Source organism: Geodermatophilus sp. SYSU D00758 (genome assembly GCF_054049955.1).
Window position 1 is genome coordinate 28,757 of sequence record NZ_JBJGYK010000021.1, and the last position, 11,506, is coordinate 40,262.

The window sequence follows — 11,506 nt, forward strand, 5'->3', positions numbered from 1 at the left end:
GCAGGCTGGAGACGACGACGTCCCACCGGGAGGCGCGGGTGACCGGCACCGCAGCTCGCACGCGGCCCTACCCCTACGACCGCAGCGGCACCGAGGTCGGCCCGGACGGCGTCCGGCGCTACACCGGGCTGCCCCGGAACCTGACCGCGATGCTGCGCGCGGCCGTCGAGGCGCACCCCGACGCCGAGGCGCTCGTCGAGCTCGGCGGCGGGCGGGTGACCTACCGGCAGCTGTGGGACCGCGCGGCACGGGTCGCCGGGGGGCTGCGGGCGGCGGGTGTGCAGCCGGGCGACCGGGTCGCCAACCGGCTGGCCAACGGCAACGACTGGGTGCTCGCGTTCTGGGGCACGCTGCTCGCCGGTGCGGTCGCCGTCCCGGTCAACACCCGCTTCGCCGAGCCCGAGGTCCGCTACGTCGTCGAGGACTCCGGCGCCGCCTACGTCGTCGAGCCCGGGGCCGCGCTGCCCGACGGCGCGCCGGTGGAGGTGACCGACCAGGGGCACACCGACCTGGCCGCGATCTTCTACACCAGCGGGACCACCGGCTTCCCCAAGGGTGCGATGACCACCCACGAGAACTTCCTGTCCAACGTCGAGACCTGCCTGCGCTGCCTGTCCCTCGACCGCGACCAGCGGCTGACCACCCTCGTCTCGGTGCCGCTGTTCCACGTCACCGGCTGCAACTCCCAGCTGCTGGTGGTCACGGCGGTCGCCGGGCGGGCGGTGATCATGCCGGTCTTCGAGGTGCAGGCCTTCCTGCGCGCCATCGCCGACGAGCGCGTCGACGTGCTCACCACCGTCCCGGCGATCTACTGGCTGGCGCTGCAGCAGCCGGAGTTCGCCGAGGTCGACACCTCGTCGGTGCGGGCGCTGAGCTACGGCGGTGCGCCGATCGCGCCGGACCTCGTGCACCGCATCAAGGCGGCGTTCCCGACCGCCCGCGTGGGCAACGGCTTCGGGCTCACCGAGACCTCCTCGGTGTCGACCTACCTGCCCGACGAGTACGCCGCCGAGCACGCCGACTCGGTGGGCTTCCCGGCCCCGGTGGTCGACCTCGACCTCGCCGACCCCGACCCGGCGACCGGCGTCGGCGAGCTGCTGATCCGCGGACCCAACGTCGTCGCCGGCTACTGGCGCAAGCCCGAGCAGACGGCGGAGACCTTCGTCGAGGGCTGGCTGCACAGCGGCGACCTCGCCCGCATCGACGACGACGGGCTGGTCTACGTCGTCGACCGCAAGAAGGACATGATCAACCGCGGCGGCGAGAACGTGTACTGCGTCGAGGTGGAGAACGCCCTGGCCGCGCACCCGGCGGTGGGCGAGGTCGCGGTCGTCGGCGTGGCCGACCCGATGATGGGCGAGAAGGTGGGCGCCGTCGTCGTCCCCCTGCCGGGCCGGGAGGTCGACGCGCAGGACCTGCTGGCCTTCGCCCGCGAGCGGCTGGCCGACTTCAAGGTGCCCCAGTACCTGTCGATCCGCAGCGAGCCGCTGCCCCGCAACCCCGGCGGCAAGGTGCTCAAGCCGCCGCTGCGCGAGCAGGGCGGTTGGCAGCCGGTCCGCTGAGGCCCCACCCCGTCCACCCGCCCGACGCACCCCGAGGAGACCTGTGCCCACCGTCGAGACCGTCCGTGGCCCCGTCGACACCGCCGACCTCGGCGCGACCCTCATGCACGAGCACGTCTTCGTCCTGTCGACCGAGCACGTGCAGAACTACGGGGCCGGGGCCTGGTGGGACGAGGACGAGCGCGTCGCCGACGCCGTGGCGAAGCTCGACGAGCTGAAGTCCCTGGGCATCGACACGATCGTCGACCCGACGGTCTGGGGCCTGGGCCGCTACATCCCGCGGGTGCAGCGGGTCGCCGAGCAGACCGACATCAACATCGTCGTCGCCACCGGGCTCTACACCTACGACGAGATCCCGCACCAGTACGAGCACCGCGGGCCCGGTCTCGCCCTGGACCTGCCCACCGATCCCATGGTCGACGACTTCACCCGCGACATCCGCGACGGCATCGCCGACACCGGGGTGAAGGCCGCGTTCCTCAAGTGCGTGGTCGAGGCCAAGGGCCTGACCCCGGGCGTCGAACGCACCCTGCGCGCCTGCGCGGCGACCCACCGCGCCACCGGGGCGCCGATCACCGTGCACACCTCCTCGCACGACCAGGCGGGCCGGCTGGCCGTCCAGGTGTTCGGCGAGGAGGGCGTGGACCTCACCAAGGTGGTCATCGGGCACGCCGGCGACAGCAACGACCTCGACTACCTCACCGGGCTGGCCGATGCCGGCTGCCTGCTCGGCATGGACCGGTTCGGGCTGGACATCTACAACCCCACGGACGCCCGGGTGGCCACGATCGCTGCGCTGGCCGAGCGGGGGTACGCCGACCGGATGGTGCTCGCGCACGACGCCAGCTGCTTCATCGACTAATTCCCCGACCCCGCGGCCCGGGCCGCGTTCCAGCAGGTCCAGCCGAACTGGAACTTCACGCACATCAGCAAGGACGTCCTGCCGGCGCTGCGCGACCGCGGGGTCACCGAGGAGCAGATCCGGCAGATGCTCGTGGACACGCCCCGGCGCTACTTCGAGTGACCCGCGCCCGTCCGGCCCGACCGCGGCCCCGTCCAGGGCACCGCCCCGAGCGGAGCGGGGGTGGGCAGGACGGGGTGCTCTTCAGCCGCCGGCGAGCGCGGCCAGGCGGTCGCCGACCTCCTGCGTGCGCACGGGGCCCTGCGGGTCCCGCGTGGAGAGGTCGAAGGCGACCGCGGCGTTGACCTTCTTCGCCAGGTCGGCGTGGCCCAGGTGCTCGAGCAGCAGCCCGACCGAGAGCACGGTCGCCGTCGGGTCGGCGACGCCGGTGCCGGCGATGTCGGGCGCCGAGCCGTGCACCGGCTCGAACATGCTCGGGTTGGTGCCCGAGGCGTCCAGGTTGCCGCTGGCGGCCAGCCCGATGCCCCCGGTCACCGCAGCGGCGACGTCGGTGACGATGTCGCCGAAGAGGTTGTCGGTGACGATGACGTCGTAACGGCCGGGGTCGGTGATGAAGAACATCGTCGCCGCGTCGACGTGCTGGTAGGCCACGGTGACGTCGGGGAACTCCGCCGACACCTCCTCGACCACCCGCGACCACAGCGACCCGGCGTGGGTGAGCACGTTGGTCTTGTGGATGAGGGTCAGGTGCCGCCGCGGCCGGGCCAGCGCCCGCTCGAAGGCGTACCGGACGACGCGCTCCACCCCGAAGGCGGTGTTGAGGCTGACCTCGGTGGCCACCTCCTGCGGGGTGTCCTTGCGCAGCACGCCCCCGTTGCCCACGTAGGGCCCCTCGGTGCCCTCGCGCACGCACAGCATGTCGATCGGCCCGGGGTCGGCCAGCGGGCTGCGGACGCCGTCGAACAGCCGGGCCGGGCGCAGGTTCACGTGGTGGTCGAGCTCGAAGCGCAGCCGCAGGAGCAGGCCGCGCTCGAGGATGCCCGGCGGCACCCCCGGGTCCCCGATCGCGCCGAGCAGGATCGCGTCGTGGCCGCGCAGCTCCTCCAGCACGCTGTCGGGCAGCAGCTCGCCGGTCCGCTGCCAGCGCTGGGCACCGAGGTCGTACGGGGTGCTCTCCACGTCGGGGGCCACCTCGCGGAGGACCTTGAGGCCCTCGGCCACCACCTCGGGGCCGATGCCGTCTCCGGGGATCACTGCCAGGCGCATGGGACCAGACCCTAGGTCAGCTGCCGGTGAGGTCCGCGGAGCGGGCCTCGCGCGCGCCGATCCGGCCGGCGATGTCGGCGAGCAGCTCGGCCGGCACCGGGTTGTCCACGGTCACCGCCATGAGCGCCTCCCCGCCCCGGGTGGTGCGGCTGACCTGCGCCCCGGCGATGTTGACCCCGGCCTCTCCGAGCGCGGCACCCACGGCGCCCACCACGCCGGGGCGGTCGGTGTAGACGAAGAACAGCAGGTACCCGGCGGGGTCGAGGTCCATGTCGAAGCCGTTGACGCAGACCAGCTTGGGGACCTGGTTCTTCCCGAAGAGGGTCCCGGACACGGTCACCTCGGTGCCGTCGGCCATCGCGCCGTGCAGCCGGACGAGGTTGCGGTAGTCGGGGCTCTCCACGTCGCTGGTCATGCCGACCTCGAGGCCGCGCTGCTCGGCGAACAGGGGGGCGTTGACGTAGGTGACCTGCTCCTCGACGACCTCGGAGAACACCCCCTTGAGCGCGGCCAGCTGCACCACCGAGGCGTCGAACTCCGCGATCTTGCCGCGGACGTCGACGGTGAGGGACTGGGCCAGGCCGCCGGCCACCGCGGTGAAGACCCGGCCCAGCTTCTCGGCCAGCGGCAGGCCGGGCCGCACGTCCTCGGCGACGACACCGCCCGCCTGCACGTTGACCGCATCGGGGACGAACTCGCCCTGCAGCGCCAGGCGCACCGAGTGCGCGACCGCGGTCCCGGCCTTGTCCTGCGCCTCGGTGGTGGAGGCGCCGAGGTGCGGGGTGACCACGGTGTTGGGCAGCCCGAACAGCGGGCTGTCGGTGCAGGGCTCGGTGGCGTACACGTCGAGGCCGGCCGCCCCGACCTGGCCCGAGCGCAGCGCGTCGGCCAGCGCGGCCTCGTCGACCAGCCCGCCCCGGGCGGCGTTGACGATGATGACGCCGCGCTTGGTGGTGGCCAGCTCCGCGGCGCCGATCAGCCCGAGGGTCTCCGGCGTCTTGGGCAGGTGGATCGAGATGAAGTCCGACTCGCGGAGCAGCTCCTCCAGCGACACCATGCGGACCCCGAGCTGGGCCGCGCGCCCGGGCTGGATGTAGGGGTCGTAGGCGATCAGCGTGACGCCGAACGCGGCCAGCCGCTGGGCCACCAGCTGCCCGATGCGACCCAGGCCGACGACGCCGACCACCTTGTCGGTGACCTCGACACCCATGAACGCCGAGCGCTTCCACACGCCCTGGCGCAGCGAGGCGTCCGCGGCCGGGATCTGCCGGGCGGCGGCCAGCAGCAGCGCGACGGCGTGCTCGGCGGCGCTCACGATGTTCGACGTCGGCGCGTTGACCACCATGACACCGCGCTCGGTGGCCGCCGTGACGTCGACGTTGTCCAGGCCGATCCCCGCGCGGGCGACGACCTTGAGGTTGGGCGCCGCGGCCAGGGCCTCGGCGTCGATCCGGGTCGCGCTGCGGATCATCACCGCGGCCGCGTCGGCCAGCGCGGGGAGGAGCGCCGCACGGTCGGCGCCGTCCACGTGGCGGATCTGGACGTCCCCGCCGAGCACCTCCAGCACGCTCGGGGCCAGTTTCTCGGCGATCAGGACGACGGGGGCGCTCGTGGTCACGGGACCACAGCCTAGGGCGGGCCCGCGCGGCGCCCGGTGCAGACCTCGGGGCGCACCGTCCGTACCCGGGCGGCTCCGAGGCGCCACCCCCCGCCGAAGGGTGGGGCGTGCTTGCCGCGACGGGCGACCTCGCCGATCCTGGCGCGCGCAGAGTCGGCGGAGGGCCGGCGCCTTGCGGAGGGGACCATGAGCAGCAGCGACAACGAGCACGGGTCGAGCGCGAGCGGCCAGCACGGTCAGCCGTCCTACGGCGAGCAGTACGGCCGGCCGCAGCAGTACGGCCAGACCTGGGGCGAGGGTCAGCAGCCGTCCCCCTACGGCCAGCAGGGCCAGGAGCAGCCCGGCTACGGGCAGCAGGGGTACGGGCAGCAGGGGTACGGGCAGCAGCCGGCCTACGGCCAGCAGTACGGCCAGCCGGGCCAGGACCAGCCGGGCCAGGACCAGCCGGGCTACGGGCAGCCGTACGCCCAGCAGTACGGCCAGGGGTACGAGCAGGGGTACGGCCAGCAGCCCGCCTACGGCCAGTACGGGCAGTACGGGCAGTCGGGGACCCCGGCCAAGCCGGGCGGGGTCGTCACCGCCGCGGTCCTCGGGTTCGTCTTCGGGGCGATCGGTGCCCTCTTCAGCCTGGTGTTCATCTTCGCGGGGGCGGTGTTCGGCAGCGCCGGTGACGACTTCGACGCGGAGCTGCCGGGGTTCGAGGGCGTCGCCGGCGCACTGGCCGGGATCGCCCTGGTCATCGGGCTCATCGCCCTGGTGTGGACCGTCGTCATGATCTGGGGGTCGGTGCGTGCGCTCACGGGGCGCAGCCGGGTGATGCTCCTGGTGGGCGGCTCCATAGCGCTGGCCTTCACCACGATCGGCCTGATCGGCAACCTGGCCGACAGCGGCGCGGCCGGGGCGGGCGGGATCATCACCAGCCTGCTGTTCTTCCTGGCCGCGCTGGCGATCGTCGTCCTGCTCTCGATGAAGCAGTCGGCCGCCTACTTCGCCGCGCACCGCGCCCGCCGCGGCCGCTGAGCACCAGCGCGCCCGACCCCGTCGCCGCCGGACGGCCCGACGGCCACGACCCCCGGAGGAACGCGATGTCCACCCCGAGCGGCCCCGACTTCTCGAAGGACGACCGCCCACCCCGGCAGCCCGGGTGGGACCCGGCCCCGCCGCCCCCGCCGGGGGGTTACGGCTCCCCCGCGGCCGGCGGCTGGCCGGGCTCCCCGACCGGCTCCGGCGGTGGCCCGGTGCGGCGGCCGGGGGCCGTCACCGGTGCGGCGGTCGTCGGCATCGTCTGGGGCGGGCTGGGCACCCTGTTCGGCCTCCTCGCGCTGAGCGTGGCCTTCGGCCTGGGCCTGCTCGTCGGCCTGGTCGTGCTCGTCTCGGTCGCCCTCTCCGTCGGTCTGCTGATCGGCGGCATCCGGGTGGTGCGGGGCGAGTCGCCCAGGCTGCTGCTGGTGATCAGCTACGTTGCGATCGGCATCAACCTGCTGTCGCTGGTCATCGCGCTGATGTCCGACGGTGGCTCGGCGGCCAACGGCCTGCTCGGCTTCGTCCTGCCGGGCATCGTGGTCGCGCTGCTGCTGCAGCCGTCGGCCCGGCAGTACTACGCGGCCCGCGGCATCAGCTACTGACGCGGTCCCCCGGGGCCCTCGCAGCCGGCCGGCCGCGGGGGCCCCGGTGCACCAGGGACCGCGGACGCGCACCGCGCCGGGATCCCCCCACGAGACGCCTGCGCGCCCCTACACTCCGCCGCCGGCCGCCAGCCGGGCGGTGACGAACGTGTGGAGGAGCCAGAGATGTCCAGCCCCAGCGGCCCCGACCTGACCAAGGGTGGCGCGACCCCGTCGCAGCCGGGCGGATCGGGTGCCGCGCCGCCCCCACCCGGCCAGCAGCGGGGCGGCGGCTCCCCGTACGGCGGCCCCCCGTACGGCGCGCCCCAGCACGGCGACCAGCCGTACGGCGCCCCTCAGCACGGGGCCCAGCCCTACGGTGCCCAGCCCTACGGTGCCCAGCCCTACGGCGACCAGGCCCACGGCGCCCCGCAGGGCGGGTGGGGCGGCTCCGCCGGTTACGCCCCTGCCCCGCCCTACGCCGGCCCCGTGCCCTCGGCGGCCACGATGAGCCCCGCGGACGCCGTGCGCAGCGTCCTCGCCAGGTACGCCGACTTCTCGGGCCGTGCGCGGCGGGCGGAGTACTGGTGGTTCGTCCTCGCCTACGCCGTCGCGTCGATCGTCGCGTCGATGATCGACGCGGTGCTCGGGTTCCCGGTCCTGGCGCTGGTGCTGGGCCTCGGCCTGCTCGTGCCGAGCCTGGCGGCCGCCGTCCGGCGCCTGCACGACACCGGCAGGTCCGGCTGGTGGCTGCTGCTCGCCCTGATCCCCTTCGGCGGGATCGTCGTGATCGTCTTCCTGGCGACGGAGGGCCAGCCCGGCCCCAACCGGTACGGCCCGTCGACGAAGCACGCGGCCGGCGGCTGGGGTACCGGCGGCTACTGAGCCGGCGCACGGACGCGAACGGGCCCCCACCGCCGAGGTGGGGGCCCGTTCGCGTCCCGGTCGGTCAGCCGCGCGCGGCGGTCCCGGTGTAGTCGTCGGAGGCCGACACCCAGCTCATCAGGCCGCGCAGCTTGCGCCCCGTCTCCTCGATCGGGTGCGCCTCGGCCTCGGCGCGGCGGCGCGTGAAGTCCGGCGCACCGGCGTCCTGGTCGGCGATGAAGCCGGCGGCCCACGAGCCGTCCTTGATCGCGGCCAGGACCTCCTTCATCGACTCCTTGACGCGGGCGTCGATCACCTTCGGACCGGAGGTGTAGTCGCCGTACTCGGCGGTGTCGGACACCGACCAGCGCTGCTTGGCGATGCCGCCCTCGTACATGAGGTCGACGATCAGCTTGAGCTCGTGGAGGCACTCGAAGTAGGCGACCTCGGGCTGGTAACCGGCCTCGGTGAGGGTCTCGAAGCCCGCGGTGATGAGCGCGCTGGCGCCACCGCAGAGCACGGCCTGCTCGCCGAACAGGTCGGTCTCGGTCTCCTCGGCGAAGGTCGTCCTGATGACCCCGGCCCGGGTGCCGCCGATGGCCTTGGCGTAGGACAGCGCCAGCGGCAGGGCCTGCCCGCTGGCGTCCTGCTCGACGGCGACGAGGCACGGCACGCCCTTGCCGTTCTCGAACTCGCGGCGCACGAGGTGGCCGGGGCCCTTGGGGGCGACCATGGCGACGTCCACGCCGGCCGGGGGCTTGATGTAGCCGAACCGGATGTTGAAGCCGTGGCCGAAGAACAGCGCGTCGCCGTCCTGCAGGTTGGGCTCGACCGACTCCTTGTACAGGTTCCGCTGCACGTGGTCGGGCGCCAGGATCATGACCAGGTCGGCCTCGGCGGCGGCCTCGGCCGGGGTCACGACCCGCAGGCCCTCGGCCTCGGCCTTGGCGCGGCTCTTCGAGCCCTCCGGCAGCCCGACGCGGACGTCGACGCCCGAGTCGCGCAGCGACAGCGCGTGCGCGTGCCCCTGGCTGCCGTAGCCCAGGACGGCGACGGTCCGCCCCTGGATGATCGAGAGGTCGGCGTCGTCGTCGTAGAAGATCTCGGCGGCCATGCGGTGGTGCTCCTTCGGAGGTGAGGTGGGCGTGCGGCCCGGTCCCGGGTCCCGCCCCGAGCGCAGCGAGGGGTGGGGGGGACGGGTCCTTTCAGGCGGTGCGGTCGACCGGGCGCAAGGTACCGGCGCCGGTCATCGACCCGGACATCGACCTGGGCCCCCGGCCGAGGGCGACGGTCCCGGACTGGGCCATCTCCTTGATGCCGAGCGGGGCCAGGACGGCGAGCAGCGCCTGGAGCTTGTCGGGGGTGCCCGTCGCCTCCAGGGTCACCGTGTCGGTGTTGACGTCGACCACCCGGGCGCGGAAGAGCTCGGCGGTCTGCAGGACCTGGGTGCGGTCGGCCATGGGGGCCCGCACCTTCACCAGCAGGAGCTCCCGCTCCACCGCGGCCGGGGTCTCCAGCTCGACGATCTTGATGACCTCGACCAGCTTGTTCAACTGCTTCGTGATCTGCTCGAGCGGCGCGCTCTCCGCGTCGGCGACGATCGTCATCCGGGACAGGTCGGGGTTCTCGGTGGGCCCGACGGCGAGGGACTCGATGTTGAAGCCGCGGCGGCTGAACAGCGCCGAGACGCGGGCCAGCACACCGGACTTGTTCTCGACCAGCACCGACAGCGTGTGCCGTGTCATTGCGCAGGGTTCCTTTCGGGGTGGCGACGGAGGCCGGGGGCGGCCCTCGGGACGGGGCGTCCTGCTAGACCTGGCCCTCGCCGAAGACCGGGCGGATCCCCCGCGCGGCCAGGATGTCGTCGTTGCTGGCGCCCGCGGCGACCATCGGCCAGACCTGGGCGTCGTGCCCGACGACGAAGTCGATGACCACCGGGGCGTCGTCGATCGCCATGGCCTTCTCGATCACCGCGTCGACGGCGTCCTTGCTCTCGCAGCGCAGCCCGACGCAGCCCAGCGCCTCGGCCAGCGCCACGAAGTCCGGGATGCGCACGGGCTTGGGCTTCCCGTCCTCGCCCACCGGGTGCAGCTTGGTGTTGGAGTAGCGGCCCTCGTAGAAGAGGGTCTGCCACTGCCGGACCATCCCGAGGTTGCCGTTGTTGATGACGGCGACCTTCACCGGGATGCCCTCGATGGCGCAGGTGGCCAGCTCCTGGTTGGTCATCTGGAAGCAGCCGTCGCCGTCGATCGCCCAGACGGTGGTGTCGGGGCAGCCGTACTTCGCCCCCATGGCGGCCGGGACGGCGTAGCCCATCGTCCCGAGGCCGCCGCTGTTGAGCCAGGTGCCGGGCTTCTCGTAGGAGATGAACTGCGCGGCCCACATCTGGTGCTGGCCGACGCCGGCGGCGTAGATGGCGTCCGGGCCGGCGATCGCGCCGAGCCGCTCGATGACGTACTGCGGCGACAGGGCGCCGTCCTCGGGCCAGTCGTAGCCCAGCGGGTAGCGCTCCCGCCAGCTGTCCAGCTGGGTCCACCACGCGGCGAGGTCCGGCGTGCGGCCGGCCTCGTGCTCGGCGCGCAGCGCCACGACGAGCTCGGCGATCGTCTCGCGGGCGTCGCCCACGATCGGGACGTCGGCCTTGCGGTTCTTGCCGATCTCGGCCGGGTCGATGTCGGCGTGGACGACCTGCGCCTCGGGGGCGAAGGAGGACAGCCGGCCGGTGACCCGGTCGTCGAAGCGGGCGCCGAGGGCGACGAGGACGTCGGCCTTCTGCAGCGCGGTCACCGCGGCCACCGTGCCGTGCATGCCCGGCATGCCCAGGTGCTGCGGGTCGCTGTCGGGGAAGGCGCCGCGGGCCATGAGCGTGGTGACCACCGGGGCACCGGTGAGCCGGGCCAGCTCGGCGAGCTCCTCGGTGGCCGAGGCCTTGAGCACGCCGCCACCGACGTACAGCACCGGCCGGCGGGCCGCGGCGATCAGCGCGGCGGCCTCGCGGACCTGCTTGCCGTGCGGGCGGGTGGTGGGCCGGTAGCCGGGGAGGTCCATCCGCGGCGGCCAGGTGAAGTCCGTGGTGGCCTGCAGCGCGTCCTTGGAGATGTCCACCAGGACCGGGCCCGGGCGGCCGGTGGCGGCCAGGTGGAAGGCCTCGGCGATCCGCTGCGGGATCTCGTCGGCGTCGGTGACCAGGAAGTTGTGCTTGGTGATCGGCATCGTGATGCCGCGGATGTCGGCCTCCTGGAAGGCGTCGGTGCCGATCGAGGCGCTGGGCACCTGGCCGGTGATGGCCACGACCGGGACCGAGTCCATGTGCGCGTCGGCCAGCGGGGTGACCAGGTTGGTCGCGCCCGGGCCGGAGGTGGCCATGCAGACGCCGACCCGCCCCGTGGCCTGGGCGTACCCGGTGGCCGCGTGCCCGGCGCCCTGCTCGTGCCGGACCAGCACGTGCCGCACCGCGGAGTCGAACAGCGGGTCGTAGGCGGGCAGGATCGCCCCGCCCGGGATGCCGAACACCACCTCGACGCCCACGGCCTCGAGCGCGCGGACCAGGCTCTGCGCCCCGGTGATGCCGGTGGCCGGCTCGGCGGCGGCCGCGGCGAGCGAGCGGGCGGTCGTCTCGACCCCCGTCAGCGCGGCGGCGGCCTCTCGGGTGGCGGACTCGCCCGGGGTGGTGCTGTTCATCTCGACGTCTCCTGGGCCCTTCGGGGGCCGTCGTCCTGGTCCCCCCGTG

9 protein-coding genes and 1 pseudogene are annotated in these 11,506 nt (G+C 73.8%); 5 read left to right on the forward strand and 5 right to left on the reverse strand.

The genetic code is table 11. The features are described 5' to 3' along the window. Nucleotides 1-38: 38 nt before the first annotated feature. Both ACI8AC_RS16230 and ACI8AC_RS16235 read left to right on the forward strand, forming a co-directional pair. Nucleotides 39-1,562 carry a class I adenylate-forming enzyme family protein gene (locus ACI8AC_RS16230; RefSeq protein ID WP_456898856.1) on the forward strand — a complete coding sequence of 508 codons (1,524 nt, stop codon included), beginning with the start codon at nucleotides 39-41 and terminating at the stop codon, nucleotides 1,560-1,562. Between the two features lie 103 nt (nucleotides 1,563-1,665). After that, nucleotides 1,666-2,586 (forward strand): annotated as a pseudogene (locus ACI8AC_RS16235) (phosphotriesterase family protein). 81 nt (nucleotides 2,587-2,667) lie between these two features. On the opposite strand, the gene ACI8AC_RS16240 reads toward ACI8AC_RS16235, so the two are convergent. Continuing rightward, on the reverse strand, nucleotides 2,668-3,690 hold the full coding sequence (locus tag ACI8AC_RS16240) for a 3-isopropylmalate dehydrogenase (protein ID WP_456898858.1): 1,023 nt from the start codon (nucleotides 3,688-3,690) through the stop codon (nucleotides 2,668-2,670). Between the two features lie 16 nt (nucleotides 3,691-3,706). Further along, complete coding sequence (gene serA, locus ACI8AC_RS16245; protein WP_456898860.1) at nucleotides 3,707-5,308, reverse strand: phosphoglycerate dehydrogenase; 1,602 nt, start codon at nucleotides 5,306-5,308, stop codon at nucleotides 3,707-3,709. 186 nt (nucleotides 5,309-5,494) lie between these two features. On the opposite strand from serA, the gene ACI8AC_RS16250 reads away from it, so the two are divergent. The 3 genes from ACI8AC_RS16250 (at nucleotide 5,495) to ACI8AC_RS16260 (ending at nucleotide 7,797) form a co-directional block, all read left to right on the forward strand. Beyond that, nucleotides 5,495-6,328 carry a hypothetical protein gene (locus ACI8AC_RS16250; RefSeq protein ID WP_456898862.1) on the forward strand — a complete coding sequence of 278 codons (834 nt, stop codon included), beginning with the start codon at nucleotides 5,495-5,497 and terminating at the stop codon, nucleotides 6,326-6,328. A gap of 65 nt (nucleotides 6,329-6,393) precedes the next feature. Continuing rightward, nucleotides 6,394-6,933, forward strand: a complete 540-nt coding sequence (locus ACI8AC_RS16255) for a hypothetical protein (RefSeq protein WP_456898864.1) — start codon at nucleotides 6,394-6,396, stop codon at nucleotides 6,931-6,933. A 165-nt stretch (nucleotides 6,934-7,098) separates the two neighbouring features. After that, nucleotides 7,099-7,797 (forward strand): DUF805 domain-containing protein, encoded by a 699-nt coding sequence (locus ACI8AC_RS16260; RefSeq protein ID WP_456898865.1) that lies wholly within the window; start codon nucleotides 7,099-7,101, stop codon nucleotides 7,795-7,797. Between the two features lie 64 nt (nucleotides 7,798-7,861). Here the strand turns inward: ACI8AC_RS16260 and ilvC are convergent, their stop codons facing one another. The 3 genes from ilvC to ACI8AC_RS16275 all read right to left on the reverse strand — a co-directional run bounded on the left by ilvC (nucleotide 7,862) and on the right by ACI8AC_RS16275 (nucleotide 11,457). Beyond that, nucleotides 7,862-8,890: a ketol-acid reductoisomerase gene (ilvC, locus tag ACI8AC_RS16265; RefSeq protein WP_456898866.1), complete on the reverse strand. Its 1,029-nt coding sequence runs from the start codon at nucleotides 8,888-8,890 to the stop codon at nucleotides 7,862-7,864. 91 nt (nucleotides 8,891-8,981) lie between these two features. Then, entirely contained in the window at nucleotides 8,982-9,521 is a 540-nt protein-coding gene (ilvN, locus tag ACI8AC_RS16270) for an acetolactate synthase small subunit (RefSeq protein ID WP_456898867.1), read from the reverse strand. 64 nt (nucleotides 9,522-9,585) lie between these two features. Continuing rightward, nucleotides 9,586-11,457, reverse strand: coding sequence for an acetolactate synthase large subunit (locus ACI8AC_RS16275; RefSeq protein ID WP_456898868.1), 1,872 nt, complete (start codon nucleotides 11,455-11,457; stop codon nucleotides 9,586-9,588). Nucleotides 11,458-11,506 lie beyond the last annotated feature (49 nt).